This window comes from Paraburkholderia phytofirmans OLGA172, from assembly GCF_001634365.1.
Classification (GTDB): domain Bacteria; phylum Pseudomonadota; class Gammaproteobacteria; order Burkholderiales; family Burkholderiaceae; genus Paraburkholderia.
Map to the genome: position 1 here is coordinate 986,965 of NZ_CP014579.1, position 16,665 is coordinate 1,003,629.

Below are 16,665 nucleotides of genomic sequence, written 5' to 3' on the forward strand. Positions count from 1 at the left end.
CCGGAGCCGCGACGGAGATCCCGCATGGAACACCACGCCCGCACTCAGAACGAACGGCTCGAGATCAAGACGACCACCTGCTACATGTGCGCCTGCCGCTGCGGCATTCGCGTGCATCTGCGTGAAGGCGAGGTGCGCTATATCGACGGCAACCCCGAGCATCCGCTGAACCAGGGGGTGATTTGCGCCAAGGGCGCCTCGGGCATCATGAAGCAGTACTCGCCCGCGCGCCTGACCCAGCCATTGATGCGCAAGGCGGGCGCGGAGCGGGGCAGCGCGCAGTTCGAGCCGGTGTCGTGGGAGGTCGCGTTCGACGTGCTCGAAAAACGCCTTGCCACGATTCGCGCCACGGATCCAAAGAAATTCGCACTGTTCACCGGTCGCGACCAGATGCAGGCGCTCACCGGCCTCTTCGCCAAACAGTTTGGCACGCCTAATTACGCGGCCCATGGCGGCTTCTGTTCGGCGAACATGGCGGCCGGCATGATCTATACGATCGGTGGCTCGTTCTGGGAGTTCGGCGGCCCCGATCTCGACAGCGCCAAACTCTTCTTTATGATCGGCACGGCGGAAGATCATCATTCGAATCCGCTCAAGATCGCTATTTCGAAGTTCAAGCGCGCGGGTGGACGCTTCATCGCGATCAATCCGATCCGCACCGGATACGCGGCGATTGCCGACGAATGGGTGCCGATCAAGCCCGGCACCGATGGCGCGCTGTTCATGGCGTTTCTGCACGAACTGATCGCCGCCGACGCCTGGGATCACGAGTTCGTGCAGCGCTATACGAACGCGGCGGAGCTCGTGGATCTCGACGAAGCCAGCGAAAACTTCGGCCTGTTCGTGCGCGACCCGAACCGGCCGGTCGGCAATCCGCTGTTTCCGCAGAATCATCTCTGGTGGGACGCCGCCGCCGCGCGCGCAGTGCCGCACCATGCCCCCGGCGTGACACCCGCGCTCGACGGACGCTATACGCTCGACGACGGCACGCCGGTCACGCCGTCGTTCGCCTTGCTGCGCGAACGCGTGGCCGACTGCACGCCCGAGTGGGCCGCTGAGATCACGGGGATTGCAGCGGACACGATTCGCCGTCTCGCGGGCGAAATGATCCAGACGAGCCGTGATCGCCGGATCACGCTGCCGATCCGCTGGACCGACGCGTGGGGCGAGACGCACGAGACCGTCACGGGCAACCCGGTCGCCTTTCATGCGATGCGCGGACTGGCCGCGCATTCCAACGGCTTCCAGTCGATCCGCGCGCTGGCGGTGCTGATGTCGCTGATGGGCACGATCGACTGTCCAGGCGGATTTCGCCATAAGTCGCCGTTTCCCCGTGCGGTGCCGCCCTCGGCCAAACCGCCGAACAGCCCCGACGCCGTCAAGCCGAACACGCCGCTCGCCACCGGGCCGCTCGGCTGGCCTGCCGCGCCCGAAGATCTGTTCATCGACGACAACGGCGGCCCGGTGCGCATCGACAAGGCCTTCTCCTGGGAATATCCGCTTGCCGTGCATGGCGTGATGCATAGCGTCATCACCAATGCGTGGCGCGGCGATCCGTATCCTATCGACACGCTGCTGATTTTCATGGCCAACATGGCGTGGAATTCGTCGATGAACACGATGAAGGTGCGCGAGATGCTCGCCGACAAGCATGCGAACGGCGAGTACAAGATTCCATTTCTCGTGGTGTGCGATGCGTTCCAGTCGGAGATGACGGCGTTCGCCGATCTGATCCTGCCGGACACCACCTATCTCGAGCGGCACGACGCGATGTCGATGCTCGATCGGCCGATCTCCGAATTCGACGGTCCGGTGGATTCCGTGCGTGTGCCGGTCGTGCCGCCGACCGGCGAATGCAAGCCCTTCCAGGAAGTGCTGATCGAACTGGCGTCGCGGCTGAAGTTTCCCGCGTTCACGACCGCCGAAGGCACGCGCCGTTTTCGCGACTATCCCGACTTCATCGTCAATCACACGACCTCGCCCGGTTCCGGCGTGGGCTTTCTGATCGGCTGGCGCGGCAAGGACGGCGACAAGGCGCTGGTGGGCGAGCCGAATCCGCAGCAGTGGGAACAGTATGCAAAGAACAATTGCGTGTTCCATTACCGCTTGCCCGAGACGCTCCAATACATGCGCAACTGCAACGGGCCGTATCTCGACTGGGCAGTGAAAAACGGTTTCCGTAAATTCAACGAGCCGATCCTGATCCAGCTTTACTCCGACGTCATGCAGAAGTTCAGGCTCGCCGCGCAGGGCCGCACGAGCGGCAGGCAACCGCCGGAGCACTTGCGCGCGCGTGTCGAAAAGTATTTCGATCCGTTGCCGTTCTGGTATGCGCCGCTCGAAAGCGATTCCACCGATCTCGCGCGTTTCCCGCTTGCCGCCGTGACGCAACGGCCGATGGCCATGTATCACTCGTGGGACTCGCAGAACGCGTGGCTGCGGCAGATTCACGGCGAGAACTATCTCTACATGAATCCGCTGATGGCGGCCGGGAACGGCATCGCCGACGGCAGCTGGATCTATGCCGAATCGCAATGGGGCCGCGTGCGCTGCATGGCGCGCTTTAGCGAGACCGTTGAGCCGGGGACGGTATGGACCTGGAACGCGATCGGCAAGGCCGCGGGCGCGTGGAATCTCGGCGCGGACGCGAACGAATCCCAGCGCGGCTTCCTGCTCAATCACCTCATCACCGACGAGCTGCCCGGCCGCGACGAAGCCGCCGCGCGCCTCTCGAACTCGGACCCGGTGACAGGCCAGGCCGCGTGGTACGACGTACGGGTGCGCGTCTATCCGGCGGAAGCGGACGCGCGTCATACGCTGCCGCAGTTCGATGCGATGCCCGCATTGCCGGGGTCGAACGGGGTGATCTCGCGGATCGTGCAGACCTACTTCGCGGGGCGCGGCGAGTTCGCGGCGCGGCTGCGCGGCGCGACAGGGCGCAAGTGATGCGCGGTTCACACTCGAGCAAAAGCGCGGCTAAGGCACAACGAAGGCACAACGAAGGCGCACCCAAGGCGCACCCAAGGCGCAACGAAACGTGCGAACAATGCAATGAAGCAGTAAGGAGCCTTTGATGACTCAGATGGCATTGGTAATCGACCTGAACGTGTGCGTGGGGTGCCAGGCTTGCGTGACGAGTTGCAAGGAGTGGAACACGTCGGGTGAATCGGGCAGTCTCGCCGACCTGAATCCCTACGACGCGGACCCGTCCGGCACATTCTTCAACCGCGTGCAGAGCTTCGAGGCCGGCAGCTATCCGAACGCCGAGACGATCCACTTCCCGAAGTCATGCCTGCACTGCGAAGACCCTCCGTGCGTGCCGGTGTGTCCGACCGGCGCGAGCTACAAGCGCAAGGAAGACGGCCTCGTGCTGGTCGATTTCGACAAATGCATTGGCTGCAAGTATTGCGCGTGGGCTTGCCCCTACGGTGCGCGCGAACTCGACGAAGCGCGCAAGGAGATGACGAAATGCACGTTGTGCGTCGATCGCATTCATGATGAAAACCTCTCCGAGCGCGATCGCCAACCGGCCTGCGTGCTCGCGTGCCCGACCTCCGCGCGGCTGTTCGGCGATATCCACGATCCGGAGTCGGTGGTGTCGAAGGCGATCGAGGAGCGTGGCGGCTATCAGCTGATGCCCGAGTGGAACACACGGCCGGCGAACCACTATTTGCCGCGCGTCACGACGTCGGCCTCGGGTTGCGGGAGCCAAGGCTGTTCGTGCAAAGACACGGGTACGGCCACGGAGGTGCCCGAATCGCTCGATGCGCGGCTCGAGCGCGGCGAACTGCATCTTGCGTCGATGGCGACGCGCATCTAAAGGACTTCGCGATGAATCCGGCTTTCTCGGTGGTTTTTCTCACAACGTTGAGTGGCGCGGCGCAGGGCCTGCTGATCGCGCTGGTTGGCGTGGAAGCGGCCGTGCATCTGGGGCTGATCGCGGCGCCCACCGATGCGTTCTATGTCGCCGGCGCGGTGCTGTCGGTCGTGTTGGGCGGCCTCGGACTGATCGCGTCGTTCTTCCATCTCGGGCATCCGGAGCGCGCATGGCGTGCGGTTGCGATGTGGCGAACCTCGTGGTTGTCGCGCGAATGTCTCTGCCTGCCGGCGTTTCTCGCCTGTGCTTTTTTCTATGGCGTCGCGCACGGGTTCGGCTCGCCGTGGTCGCTCGCGATAGGCGTGCTCGGCGTACTGGCGAGCGCCGCGCTATTCGTCTGCTCGGCGATGATCTATGCATGCCTGCGTTTTCTACAGGAGTGGGCCACACCGCTCACGCTGATCAACTTCGTGCTGCTGGGCTGCGCGTCCGGGTTCACGCTGGCGACGGCGCTGACCGCGTGGTTCGCGCCGGGGCTGACGGCGGCTCTGGCGGTCTGTGCCTGCGTGCTGACACTCGCGGGCTGCGCCAGCCGCTCGGCGTCCCTCATGCGCAATGCGCGGTTGCGGCCGAAGTCCACCGTGCAGAGCGCGACCGGCATCGAGAACCCGAAGCTCGTACAGGTTTCGCGCGGCTTTACCGCCGGCGCGTTCAATCTGCGCGAATTTTTTCACGGCAAATCGGCGGGGACGCTGCGGGGAGTCAAATGGGGTTTTCTCGTGGCCGCGTTTGCCGTGCCAGTCTTGCTGATGGCGCTGGGCGCGGGTTTGCATTCGATCGACGTCTCGCTCGGCTTGCTGGCCGCAGCGTGTCTCGTCCAATACGCGGGCCTCGTGGCGGAACGCTGGTTCTTTTTCGCCGAAGCGAAGCATCCGCAAAATCTTTATTACGCGAGAGTCGGCTGATGCCTGCGCGTAGGTGTTCGCACCAGTTTGCGGCGCGACCTACGCGCTGGTGCCGTTCATCGACCGCAAGGCGCTCGGCGGCGTCGCGGGCGTGATTGGCGCCGGTACCAACGGCATTGCAAATTGACGGAATCGCTTCTGCATAAGGGCTGTCGTCATCTATCGAGCGCTGCACGCAGAATGTGCTGCAGCGCACCACCATTGTGCTGTACAGCATCAAAATGCATCAGCCCGGTCCGAGCGGATCCGCCTTGCGAGAGCGCCTTTCACCGCGCAGAGGCGGACGGGCGGTCAATAGTCTCGTGTGGCATAGCCCTTGCGTAAGTCAGAGCGGCGGATCAACGACGATCCGGCCAGCATGCAGCAAAAGTCACCCTTTAGATTTCTGGCTTTTGGACAACGGCGTCCCCCGAATTCAGTCACCTGACGACTGTATCCGCGGGACGCCTTTTTATTTGCTTGAGGAACTCACCATGAACAACGATCGACTTCCGCAATCCTGGATGCCCGTCTGCGCGCTCGACGACATTGTTCCGAATACCGGCGTCTGTGCGCTGGTCAATGGCGAGCAGGTCGCGGTATTTCACGTCGCGAACGGTGACGGCAGCGTGTTCGCGATCGACAACTTCGATCCGGGTTCGCAGGCGGCGGTGCTCTCGCGCGGGCTGATCGGCAACCTCGGTGAGCGGATCGTGGTGGCCTCGCCGATCTACAAGCATCATTTCGATCTGCGTACCGGCGAGTGCCTCGAGGCGCCGGAGAATTCCGTCAACGCCTACCCGGTGCGCGTCGAGAGCGGTCAGGTGTGGGTCGCCGCATGAGACACGAATACGCCGGGCAGACTTCAGGAGGCGCTTCGTTCACCGCGCCTTGCCGTCCGCGACTGGTGGTCGTCGGCAACGGCATGGCCGGCATGCGCACTGTCGAGGAACTGCTCAAGCTCGCACCGGACCTCTACGACATCACCGTATTCGGTGCCGAGCCGTACGGCAACTACAACCGCATTCTGCTGTCGCCGGTACTCGCGGGCGAAAAGCGTGTCGACGACATCATCCTCAACACGCGTGACTGGTATGCGGACAACGGGATCCGGCTGCATGCGGGCGACCCGGTGGTCGCGATTGACCGCCGGCGCCGTATCGTGCGTTCGCAAAGCGGCGTCGAGGCGAGCTACGACCGGCTGCTGATCGCGACCGGCTCCAGGCCATTCCTGATTCCGGTGCCGGGTCACCAGCTGCCGGGCGTGATCGCGTTTCGCGACATTCAGGATGTCGAAGCGATGCTCGCCGCCGCGCGCAGTCACCGTCACGCCGTGATCATCGGCGGCGGCCTGCTCGGGCTCGAAGCGGCGAACGGGCTCATGCGCCAGGGCATGTCGGTCACGGTCGTGCACGACACCGACAGCCTGATGGACCGCCAGCTCGACAGGAGCGCATCGGCCCTGCTGCTGCGGACGCTGGAGAAGAAGGGCTTGCGCTTCCTGCTGAAAGCCCGCACCACCGAAATCGTCGGGCCGGAGCGTGTCACCGCCGTGCGTTTTGACGACGGCACGGAAATCCCCGCCGACCTGCTTGTCATGGCGGCCGGTGTGCGCCCGAATATCGACCTTGCGAAGCAGGCGGGCTTGCATTGCGAGCGGGCGATTGTCGTCGACGACACGTTGCAGACCTACGATCCGCGTGTCTACGCGGTCGGCGAATGCGTGCAGCACCGCACGGCGACCTTCGGTCTCGTCGCGCCGATCTGGGACCAGGCGCGTGTCTGCGGCGCGCACCTGGCCGGTGCGGGCCACCGTCGTTACGTGCAGCGCGCCACGGCGACCAAGCTGAAAGTCACTGGCGTCGACCTTTATTCTGCCGGCGATTTCACCGGCGGCCCGGAGAGTGAAGACCTCGTGCTGCGCGATCCGCGACGCGGCGTCTACAAGCGCCTCGTGATCCAGGATAGCCGGGTGATCGGCGCAGTCCTCTACGGCGACGTCAAGGATGGAGCGTGGTACTTCGAGTTGATCCAGAACCGGACCGACATTTCTCCGCTGCGCAGCCAACTGCTGTTCGGTAAAGCCCTGTGCGAGGCGCAGCCCGCCTGAACCGGAATCGAACGTGAGTTTTCCCATCGCCATTTCCAACCCGTTTGACGGTAACCGTGACGCGGTCCGAACCACCTGCCCGTATTGCGGCGTCGGTTGCGGCGTACGCGCGACCCCACGCCCGGACGGCCCGCCCGACATTGCCGGCGACGAGCGCCATCCGGCCAACGCCGGACGCCTGTGCGTGAAGGGCTCGGCGCTCGGCGAAACGGTCGGGCTCGACGGACGCCTGCTGCATCCGAAGCTGCGCGAGCCGGGCAGCGGCGAATTGCGCGACGCGTCGTGGAGCGATGCGCTCGACGCGGTCGCTAGCGGCTTTCGCCGGATCATCGATCAGCATGGCCCGGATGCGGTCGCGCTCTACGTCTCGGGACAACTGCTGACGGAGGACTACTACGTCGCCAACAAGCTGATGAAAGGCTATGTCGGCGGCGCGAACATCGACACCAATTCGCGCCTGTGCATGTCGTCATCGGTCGCCGGGCACAAGCGTGCGTTCGGCGAAGACCTGGTGCCGGTGTGCTACGAAGACCTCGAACTGGCAGACATGGTGGTGCTGGTCGGATCGAACACCGCGTGGTGCCATCCGATCCTGTTCCAGCGGATTGTCAAGATCAAGGAAACGCGACCCGATATGAAGGTCGTCGTGATCGACCCGCGTTATACCGCGACCTGCGAGATGGCCGACCTGCACCTGCCGCTGAAGGCGGGCACCGACGTCCGGCTGTTCAACGGGTTGCTCAGCTTTCTCGCGGAACACGATACGACCGATACAGGCTTCGTCGATGCGCACACGACCGGTTTCGCACAGGCGCTCGATGCCGCATCAACCGACGCGGCGAGCGGTTTTGACCTCGCGCAGTGCGCGAAGGCCTGCAAAATCGACCCACACGATCTGCTCGAGTTCTATCGGCTTTTCGCGCGGACCGAGCGGGTGGTGACGGTCTATTCCCAAGGCGTGAACCAGTCGTCTTCCGGCACTGACAAGGTCAACAGCATCATCAATTGCCATCTGCTGACAGGTCGCATCGGCAAGCCGGGGATGGGACCGTTCTCGTTTACCGGCCAGCCGAACGCGATGGGCGGGCGTGAAGTGGGCGGCCTCGCGAACATGCTGGCGGCACACCTGGAGCTCGACAATCTGCGTCATCGCGAACTCGTGCAGACTTTCTGGGGCTCGCCCGTCATTGCAGAACGGCCGGGACTCAAGGCGGTCGAGTTGTTCGGGGCGATCGAGACAGGCCGGATCAAGGCCGTCTGGATCATGGGCACGAACCCGGTTGTGAGCTTGCCCGACGGCGATCAGGCGAAGCGGGCGCTCGCGCGATGCGAGCTCGTCGTCAGTTCCGACATTGTTGAAAACACGGACACCAACGCGTTTGCCCACGTGCTGCTGCCGGCACTCGGCTGGGGCGAGAAGGACGGCACGGTCACCAACTCCGAGCGCAGGATCTCGCGCCAGCGGGCGTTCCTGCCGGCACCGGGCGAAGCGCGCGCCGACTGGCGGATCATCTGCGACGTCGCGCAGCGGATGGGGTATGCCGGCTTCGATTTTTCGGCGCCGCATGAGATCTTCGATGAGCATGCGCGGCTGAGTGCTTATCGCAACGAGCGCAACGAGGCTGGCAACGGTGACGAGACCCCTGACAGCCACGGGAAAACAGGCGGCGGGCAAATCGAAGGGAAGGTGCCGCGTGTCTTCAATCTGAGCGGCCTCGTCGCGCTCGGCCGCGAGCGTTACGATGCGCTGCAGCCCATCCAGTGGCCCGTACTGGCGGTGAGAGACGCAGCGCAGCGCGGTACCGCGCGTCTCTTCGGTGATCGCCGCTATGCGCACGCAGACGGCAAGGCGCGTTTCGTGGCGACCCCGCCGCGCGCACCGATCCACGCGCCGGACGACGAGTATCCGCTCACGCTGAATACCGGCCGGGTGCGCGACCAATGGCACACGATGACCCGCACGGGCAAGTCGGAGAAGCTCGCCGGCCACGTGACGGAAGCCTTCGTCGATCTGCATCCGCAGGACGCGCTGTCGTGCGGCGTGCGGGAAGGTGAACTCGCGCGCGTGTCGAGCCGTTGGGGCTCGATGGTCGCCCGTGTGCTGCATGGTGGTGGCATGTCGCGTGGCAGCGTGTTCGTGCCGATCCACTGGAACGATCAGGTGGCGTCCGACGCGCGTGTCGGCGCAGTGGTGAATCCCGAGGTCGATCCGGTCTCCGGGGAGCCCGAGTTCAAACATACGCCGGTTCGCGTCGACCGGTTCGACGTCGCCTGGCACGGTTTCTCGTTGAGCCGTCACGCTCCGGTGCTGGACGGCATGACCTACTGGACGCGCGTCCACGGCACGCAGTTCGTGCGCTACGAACTCGCGGGGCGCAAGCCGCTCGCCGATCACGGCGGCTGGGCGCAAGCGCTGTTCGGCATCGACGATCCGCACGCCGACTGGCTGGAGTACGAAGACAGGACGGCGGGCATCTATCGCGCCGTACACCTGGTCGACGAGCGTATCGAGAGTTGCATCTTCGTCTCGGCGCGGCCTGAACTGCCCTTGCCGTCGCGCACGTGGCTCGCGGGCCTGTTCGGGAAGGACCGGCTCGACGAGGAGGACCGCGCCGGCCTGCTGGTCGGACAGCCGATTGGCAAGGGCGTCGATACGGGACCTACGGTCTGCTCGTGTTTTGGTGTCGGCCGCAACACGATCTGCGCGGCGATCCGCGAGCAAGGGCTAAAGACGGCGGCGGAGATTACCGCATGCCTGAAGGCCGGTGGCAATTGCGGGTCCTGTGTGCCGGAACTGAAGAAGCTGCTGGTCGACACCGAGCTGGAACGATTGAGCATCGCATGAAGGAGACTGACGTTTCATGATGAAGAGACTTAAGACCATGCCCCGTTGCCACTCACCCACACGCGCCGACTTCACCGCACGCCGTACAGAAGTCGCATCCATCCTTGCGAATCACCGCGTTCGCACCGCAAGAGCCGCATTTGCGTCCAAGCATGGTGTGCAGTCCTTGCGCACCGCCACCGGGTTGCGTCAGCAATGCTGATTCGTCCGCGTCGCCAGGATGCGGACGGATACCGAAATCCGCCGGCAACGCCACCTCGGCTCTCATCTGCCCGCGCGGCAAACGCGCCAGCATGCGCGACGGCACCTGGTTGCCTTCAGCGTCGAGAAAGCCGCGCCGGTGCAGAATCTGCTGGATCGCAAAGGCGAGCGCCGCCACTTCGGAATCGTGCCAGCGCGGCGTGCGATGACCATCGAGCCGCTGCACCTCGCCGAGCCGCACCTGGCCGCGATCCCACGACACCTTGCGCATGTCCTGCAAGTTGCGCGCGACAAAACCGCCGCGTGCCGCGAGCGACAGCGAACGCATCGTCGCCGTGATCCATTGCTGCGACTCGTCGCGCTGACCGGTCGGAATGAAGAACTCAATGGGGCGCTCGATCGTCACATCTTCGCCGCCGAGCCGTCCCGTCACTTCGATAAACGACACCGCCACGTAAAGCGACTTCTTGCCGGCTTGCGTCAGGTACTCGACTTTTTCGATGATCGCCGGCAACTCGCCCTTGGGCCGATGATCGATTGCGATCCGCAGCGGATCCTGATCGGTCTCGGCCAGCGTGTCGTCTGCCTGGGGCGGGCTCACGCTCAGCACCGCGCCTAGCGTTTCGTTCGGGCGGTAGGTGGCGAGGCCCTTCAGACCGTTTTTCCAGGCGTCGAAGTAAAGGCTTTCGAATGCTTCGAACGGATAGTCTGCCGGCACGTTCACCGTCTTCGAGATCGACGTGTCCACGTACGGCTGCACGGCGGCCATCATGTCGAGGTGGTCGCGTGCCGACATTTCCAGGGCGCTGACGAAGTAGTCTGGCAGTTTGTTCACATCGCCGCCGAGCTCGCGATAAAGGCGATACGCGTAGTCTTCGACGTCGAACGATTCGCGGCCGCCGTCGGCCATCACCTTCATGCGCGTGTAGGTCCACGAGAAGGCCGGCTCGATGCCGTTCGACGCGTTGTCGGCGAATGCGAGGCTGACCGTGCCCGTCGGCGCGATCGACAGCAGATGGCTGTTGCGGATGCCGTCCAGGCGTATCGCATCTTTGATGTCGTCGGGCAGGCGCGAGGCGAACGTGCCCGCTTCCAGATAGCGCCCGGCGTCGAACAACTCAAACGCGCCGCGCTCGCGCGCCAGTTCCACCGACGCCCGATAGGCTTCGTCGCGCATCAGCCGGGCAATGCGCACCGCGAAGTCGCGGCCTTCCTGCGAGTTGTAGCGCAAGCCGAGCATCACCAGCGTATCGCCGAGGCCGGTGAAGCCCACGCCGATGCGCCGCTTGGCGCGCGACTCGTCATATTGCTGCTGCAGCGGCCATAGCGTGACGTCGAGCACGTCGTCGAGAAAACGCACCTGGATGCGGGTGCGTTTGGCGAGACCGTCCCAGTCGAATGAAGGCTTGCGGCCTTTCATTTGCGCGAACGGATCGAGCACGAAACGCGTGAGGTTCAACGGTCCGAGATTGCAGCAGCCGTAGGCCGGCAGCGGTTGTTCGCCGCACGGATTGGTGGCGCGGATGGTTTCGACGGCGCGTAGATTGTTGTCCTCGTTCATGCGCGAGATGAACACGATGCCGGGCTCGGCGACGTCGTAGGTGGAGCGCATGATGCGGTCCCAGATCTCGCGTGCGGGCCTTTCGCTGTAAACCCACAGGCCGTCTTCGCGTTGCCGCACATCGCCGGCCGCGCGCAGCGCCGGCGACGGCTCGGCGCGGTGCACGAGCGGCCAGGGCTGATCTGCTTCGACGGCGCGCATGAATTCGTCGGTGACGCCCACCGACACGTTGAAGTTGTTCCAGCGGCCCTTCGAATGTTTCGCCTCGATGAACTCGATCAGATCGGGGTGATTGCAGTCGAGCACGGCCATTTGCGCGCCGCGCCGCGAGCCGGCGCTTTCCACGGTCCGGCATGACGCGTCGAACACGTCCATATAACTGCACGGTCCGGACGCCGACGAACTGGTGGTATGAACGCGGGCACCCTTGGGCCGGATCGCGGAGAAGTTATAGCCGACGCCGCCGCCGCGGCGCATCGTTTCGGCGGCTTGCAGCAGCGCCACATAGATGCCGGGAAGGCCTTGTTCGTCGACACCTTGAATCGCGTCGCCGACCGGCTGCACGAAGCAATTGATGAGCGTGGCGGCGATGCCGGTGCCTGCCGCGCTCATGATGCGCCCAGCGCCCAGCGCGCCGTGCCGCAGATTGTCGGCAAACAGCGCTTCCACCGACTCGCGCAGTGCCTCCGGTTCCGCCTGAGCGACGCCGCGGGCGACGCGTTTGAACACGTCGTCGGCCGATTGCTCTTCGCCTTTCGCGTATTTCTCGAGCAGGACGTCCAGAGAGAATTGTTGCGGTGCAACTAATTGACCGGGAGGAACCACTGCGGCGCGGGTTTCCGGGGTGTCTTCTGCCATGGCGTGGCCTCTAGCGGCGTCGCAAGAGGCGCGGCGCGGTGGGTGGAATTGCGGATCACTATACCGCCGCGTGTGGGGCGAACGGGGTGTCTCGACGCAATGGGGACCACCTTAGCACGTGGCGAGGGGCCGCAATCGGGGAGCGGCTGGTGCCTCGCTTCAAACTTCAGGCTTCAGCCAGCTCGCCCAGCACCTCGGCGCAAATCATCGCAGAAGCATTCGAAGGCGCCGGCCGTTCAGCCGGCTTAAACACGGCATCGCCGCGGCGAATCTTGCGCCGCGTCACCGCGCACGTTCCCGACGTATGCGCCGAGCGCCGCCGCCACCGCTGCTCGCCATAGTGACAGCGCCCGGGTTCGACCCAGCGGATCACCAGCGTGGTGTCGGAGCGCTCGAGAATTTCGATGCGTACGCCATTGGTACCGTCAAGGGGGACGGACTCTAAGGTCATCATAGTCGGCTCCGTATTGTGGTGTGCGGACTGTAGTCCCGTGCGCGCCGGATAGCCATTGTGTCGCGGTTGAAACACTGTTCTCAAAATAGCAACAATGAAACTTGACATCTACGTTCGCCCGACGCGGAGAGGCTTTGCGGGCGATATGCGATGTGAATTTGCGATAGGGTGGATTTTTGCAACGCAGTGTTGTACGCCGCGCGACGGGCATGCCGCCTGCAAAAGGCGCCGGTGCTTCCTTTAAGATGTAATTATCGATGAGCGACCGTGCCGTGCAATTGTAGCGGTTTTGCATTTTTCTGGACGGCTCGCGCGCATATCAACAAGACCCTAAGAGCCTTCATGATTTCACGCCCCCCCGTAGTGCCGCCCGAATCGCCGACCCCGCCCGATTGCCTGAAAAAACAGAAAGCGGCATCACTTGTTCTATACGTCGGACTTGTGTTGCTGGCCCTGTGGGTCGTGCGCGATTTCATTGCGGTGATGGCCTGGGCCGGCGTCATTGCGATCGCGCTGTGGCCGCTTTTGCACAAGGTGGAAAGCAGCCGCTGGTTCACTGGCCGTACGACACTGATCGCCGCGGTGCTGACGTCCGCGATCGCGTTGCTGGTGGTGCTGCCGGTCGGAATCGGCATCGCGCAAGCGTTGCGCGAAGCCCATGACATGAGCGAGTGGTTCAAGGCCGTGCAGGAAAACGGTATTCCGCTGCCGGACAGCATCGAGCGCTTGCCGTTCGGCGTGCAACAGATTTCGGCCTGGTGGCAGGCCAATCTCGCCCAGCCGTTGCGCGACTCGGCGGCTATGAAGGGGCTGCACAGCACCACGGTGATGACGTTCGGCCGCCACTTCGGCGCACGCGCGGCGCACGCCGTGGTGGTGTTCGCCTTCATGCTGGTCACGCTGTTCGTGATTTTTCAGGCGGGGCCGCGTCTGTCCGGCTCGCTGCTACAGGGCGTGCGGCGCGGCTTCGGCGACGACGGCGCGCACTTGCTCGAGCGCATGGCCGCGGCCGTGCGCGGCACGGTGTCGGGGCTGGTGGTGGTCGGGCTCGGCGAGGGTGTGTTGATGGGCGTGGCCTATTGCGTCACCGGCTTGCCGCACGTCGCGCTGCTTGCGTCGATCACGGCGATCGCCGCGATGCTGCCGTTCTGCGCACCGATCACGTTCGGCCTCGCGGCCTTGTGGCTGTTCTCGCAAGGCTCGGTTGCCGGAGCCATCGGGCTTGCGGGGTTCGGTTCAGTGGTGGTGTTCATCGCGGAACATTTCGTGCGGCCGGTGCTGATCGGCAACTCGACGCGCCTGCCCTTTCTGCTGGTGCTGTTTGGCATTCTCGGCGGGGCGGAAACGTTCGGTTTGCTTGGCCTCTTCATCGGGCCCGCGCTCATGACCGTGTTGATGGTGTTGTGGACCGATCTCGTGCAATAGTTGCACGCAATTTGCGGGCGCAATCAGGGCTGCCGATTCGCAGAGGTACGCCGGATTACTTTTCCTGATCGCGGGCCGGCTGTTTGACACAGCCCAACGTATATCTCAGCGCGGCGGGCAGCAGCGCGCTCCAGACATCCCAGGTGTGGCCGCCGTCGATAATGCGCAGCGCCGCCGGATTCCCCGCCAGCCGAAGATGCGTATATAGCGATGACGCATCGGCCTGGATTGCGAGGTCGTCGTCGCCGGCGGCGATGAACATCGGCAGGCGATAGGGCTGGCTCATGTACCGCTCCCACTGCGCCGGATAGTTGAGCGCACGCCAGACGTGCGGATCGAACTGCCGGTCCCCGAACACGCCGACGCGGCGCGCCGCCGAGGCGAGCGGCGGCTCGTTGGCATAGATCGCGGGACTTAGCAGGAGCGCGCCGCAAAAGAGATTGGGTTGCGTCATGGCGTAGCGCAATGCGCCGAAACCGCCCATCGAAACGCCGCCGATCATTCGCCCGCCACGCTGCGTCGCGACCGCGTAGCGCGTTTCGATCTCGGGCAGAAGATCGTCGAAGAACGCTGTTTCCATCTTCTCCTTGCGATCGACATACCAGTCGGTGCCGCCTTGCGGCATCACGATCGCGACCGGCGGTATCTCCTTGCGCTCGATCAGTGCGTCGGCGGTGGTTTGCAGGTGACCTTGCGTGAGCCAGTCGTTGGCGTCGCCGTTGTTGCCGTGCAGGAGGTAGAGCACGGGAATGCGCGCGGCGTCGTGACGATAGCCGGTGGGCAGATAGATCGTGTAGGCCCAGTCGCGGCCGAGCGCTTCGGAATGGAAGCTTCGGCTGATGACAGTGCCGGCGCTCGCCGGCGCGCCGACGGCGGCGCACAGCGCGAGGAGTGCGGAATGTAGGAATAGACGCATTTCAGAGAAAAAGGCCGCCGCGCAGGTCGCGCGCGGCCGTCATGCTATCAGTTTCGGTAGTGGAAATCGGCAACTGCAAGCGGGGTAGCGATAACGAGGTAATTCGTTAGGCATTCAAGCTCGTTAGGCATGCAAGCGGCAACGGGACAACACGGCAACACGGCAACACGGCAACACGGCAACACGGCAAAAGCTCGCGCGTGCATGCGCACGCTGCTCGCTCAGGGCGAGGTTCTGAGACGCAAGTTCCAGAGACGCGTGGCGAAGCGCTTGAGCGGCTCCGACGCCTTGGCGACGGCGAACAGTGCGCCGACCGCACATGCGTCCGCCACCAGCCCGAGGGGATAGTTCAGATAGCCGTCGGTCGCGGCATACAGCACCGAATCGACGATCAGCGAAATCACGGCGCCTGCAATAAAGCACAGCAGCCCTTTACGGCCGATCATGCCGACCCACGGCATCCATTGAGCGAGCTTTCGTGCCCAGCCGAGCTGGATCAGGTTCGCGACGAGCCAGGCAATCGCGAGAAAATTGACGGCGCGCAGGTAGGAGAGGTTTTGCTTGAAGCTGGCATCGAGCGGCTCGCGTTCGATAAAAAGCTTGTAGCAGGCCGCGGCAGCAACCACGGCGAACGCCAGTACGCTGACCAGCCAGCCGAGCCGGTGCGCGCTGATCCGCTGATGGACCGGCTGGCAACGTGCCAGCACGCCGAGCACGAACAGCAACTGCCAGGCAAACGGGTTGAAATCCCAGTGCATGTCCGGCGCGGCGGGCAGGTAGGCGTCGATAGCCGGTGCGCCCGCCCACAGCGCGACACTGCCGGCTAGCAACAGCCATGGCTTGCTGCGCGCGAGCGGCAGGATCATGGGCACCAGCAGCGCGAAGAATACGTACATCGGCAACACGGAAGCAAGATACGGCTGACGGCGCAATAGCAGGATGTCGCGCAGGGCGGCCACGGGGGTGTCCATCAGATCGTCGAGATCGGTGGTGGCGAGATTCGGGCCGTCGATACTGAACGCACTCAGCACCGCGCTGACCAGCAGCATCAAGCCGGCAGTGATGAGGAAGGCGCGATAGATTTCAAGCGAGCGCCGCAGGAAGCGGCTGCGCGCGGTCGCCTCGTTACGCCGTTCGGCGAGCGCCGCGTAGGCCGTCGCGGTAGCGAAGCCGCCGAGGAACACGAAAACCTCAGCCGCGTCGCATAGTGCGTACGCATGCAGCGTGACGCGCGACAGAATACTGCCGCCGATATGATCGACGACGATGATCAGGAGAACCAGCCCGCGAAAAAAATCGAGCTCAAGCAAGCGGGATTGCGACTTTTGCATAGTGTGGCGCCAAAAGCAGCCCCGTGCGACGGCGCGCTAGTCCAGCGCGGCAGGCGTCTCACAAAGCTTTTTGAAATTGGATGGGGTGTTGCGGCGGCCGGCCGGCCCGCGGATGGCCGCCCCGCGTCGCCGCTTGAAGCGGCCATGCGAGGCTCGGTTGCGGAGGCCAGTAAAAATGACTCGTTTGACAGCGAGGAGTTCCG

11 protein-coding genes are annotated in these 16,665 nt (G+C 64.2%); 7 read left to right on the forward strand and 4 right to left on the reverse strand.

Annotated features, from left to right (window positions below):
* Positions 1–24: 24 nt before the first annotated feature.
* The 6 genes from AYM40_RS24715 (at position 25) to AYM40_RS24740 (ending at position 9,716) form a co-directional block, all read left to right on the forward strand.
* Positions 25–2,946, forward strand: a complete 2,922-nt coding sequence (locus AYM40_RS24715; protein WP_063498837.1) for a molybdopterin-dependent oxidoreductase — start codon at positions 25–27, stop codon at positions 2,944–2,946.
* 127 nt (positions 2,947–3,073) lie between these two features.
* Complete coding sequence (locus AYM40_RS24720) at positions 3,074–3,820, forward strand: 4Fe-4S dicluster domain-containing protein (RefSeq protein WP_063498838.1); 747 nt, start codon at positions 3,074–3,076, stop codon at positions 3,818–3,820.
* Between the two features lie 11 nt (positions 3,821–3,831).
* Positions 3,832–4,782 (forward strand): dimethyl sulfoxide reductase anchor subunit family protein, encoded by a 951-nt coding sequence (locus AYM40_RS24725; RefSeq protein WP_063498839.1) that lies wholly within the window; start codon positions 3,832–3,834, stop codon positions 4,780–4,782.
* Positions 4,783–5,255: 473 nt separating this feature from the next.
* Complete coding sequence (nirD, locus tag AYM40_RS24730) at positions 5,256–5,603, forward strand: nitrite reductase small subunit NirD (protein ID WP_063498840.1); 348 nt, start codon at positions 5,256–5,258, stop codon at positions 5,601–5,603.
* Complete coding sequence (locus AYM40_RS24735; RefSeq protein ID WP_063498841.1) at positions 5,600–6,871, forward strand: NAD(P)/FAD-dependent oxidoreductase; 1,272 nt, start codon at positions 5,600–5,602, stop codon at positions 6,869–6,871. The genes nirD and AYM40_RS24735 overlap by 4 nt, the downstream gene beginning before the upstream one ends.
* Positions 6,872–6,884: 13 nt before the next feature.
* On the forward strand, positions 6,885–9,716 hold the full coding sequence (locus AYM40_RS24740; RefSeq protein ID WP_063498842.1) for a nitrate reductase: 2,832 nt from the start codon (positions 6,885–6,887) through the stop codon (positions 9,714–9,716).
* 52 nt (positions 9,717–9,768) lie between these two features.
* On the opposite strand, the gene AYM40_RS24745 is transcribed toward AYM40_RS24740, so the two are convergent.
* Both AYM40_RS24745 and AYM40_RS24750 read right to left on the reverse strand, forming a co-directional pair.
* The gene (locus tag AYM40_RS24745; protein ID WP_063498843.1) at positions 9,769–12,336 is read right to left on the reverse strand and encodes an adenosylcobalamin-dependent ribonucleoside-diphosphate reductase; all 2,568 of its coding nucleotides are present in this window, start codon (positions 12,334–12,336) and stop codon (positions 9,769–9,771) included.
* A gap of 166 nt (positions 12,337–12,502) precedes the next feature.
* Positions 12,503–12,787, reverse strand: a complete 285-nt coding sequence (locus AYM40_RS24750; RefSeq protein WP_063500674.1) for a DUF3331 domain-containing protein — start codon at positions 12,785–12,787, stop codon at positions 12,503–12,505.
* 345 nt (positions 12,788–13,132) lie between these two features.
* Between AYM40_RS24750 and AYM40_RS24755 the strand changes: the two genes are divergently transcribed.
* On the forward strand, positions 13,133–14,215 hold the full coding sequence (locus tag AYM40_RS24755) for an AI-2E family transporter (RefSeq protein WP_063498844.1): 1,083 nt from the start codon (positions 13,133–13,135) through the stop codon (positions 14,213–14,215).
* Positions 14,216–14,270: 55 nt separating this feature from the next.
* Here the strand turns inward: AYM40_RS24755 and AYM40_RS24760 are convergent, their stop codons facing one another.
* Positions 14,271–15,131 (reverse strand): alpha/beta hydrolase, encoded by an 861-nt coding sequence (locus tag AYM40_RS24760; RefSeq protein ID WP_063498845.1) that lies wholly within the window; start codon positions 15,129–15,131, stop codon positions 14,271–14,273.
* Positions 15,132–15,352: 221 nt separating this feature from the next.
* Positions 15,353–16,462 carry an OpgC domain-containing protein gene (locus AYM40_RS24765; protein WP_063498846.1) on the reverse strand — a complete coding sequence of 370 codons (1,110 nt, stop codon included), beginning with the start codon at positions 16,460–16,462 and terminating at the stop codon, positions 15,353–15,355.
* Positions 16,463–16,665: the final 203 nt, after the last annotated feature.

Coding starts and splice junctions, on each gene's coding strand:
- AYM40_RS24720 (WP_063498838.1), top strand. CDS start 3,074: ATGACTCAGATGGCATTGGTAATCGACCTGAACGTGTGCGTGGGGTGC.
- AYM40_RS24755 (WP_063498844.1), top strand. CDS start 13,133: ATGATTTCACGCCCCCCCGTAGTGCCGCCCGAATCGCCGACCCCGCCC.
- AYM40_RS24760 (WP_063498845.1), bottom strand. CDS start 15,131: ATGCGTCTATTCCTACATTCCGCACTCCTCGCGCTGTGCGCCGCCGTC.
- AYM40_RS24735 (WP_063498841.1), top strand. CDS start 5,600: ATGAGACACGAATACGCCGGGCAGACTTCAGGAGGCGCTTCGTTCACC.
- nirD (WP_063498840.1), top strand. CDS start 5,256: ATGAACAACGATCGACTTCCGCAATCCTGGATGCCCGTCTGCGCGCTC.
- AYM40_RS24765 (WP_063498846.1), bottom strand. CDS start 16,462: ATGCAAAAGTCGCAATCCCGCTTGCTTGAGCTCGATTTTTTTCGCGGG.
- AYM40_RS24725 (WP_063498839.1), top strand. CDS start 3,832: ATGAATCCGGCTTTCTCGGTGGTTTTTCTCACAACGTTGAGTGGCGCG.
- AYM40_RS24750 (WP_063500674.1), bottom strand. CDS start 12,787: ATGACCTTAGAGTCCGTCCCCCTTGACGGTACCAATGGCGTACGCATC.
- AYM40_RS24745 (WP_063498843.1), bottom strand. CDS start 12,336: ATGGCAGAAGACACCCCGGAAACCCGCGCCGCAGTGGTTCCTCCCGGT.
- AYM40_RS24715 (WP_063498837.1), top strand. CDS start 25: ATGGAACACCACGCCCGCACTCAGAACGAACGGCTCGAGATCAAGACG.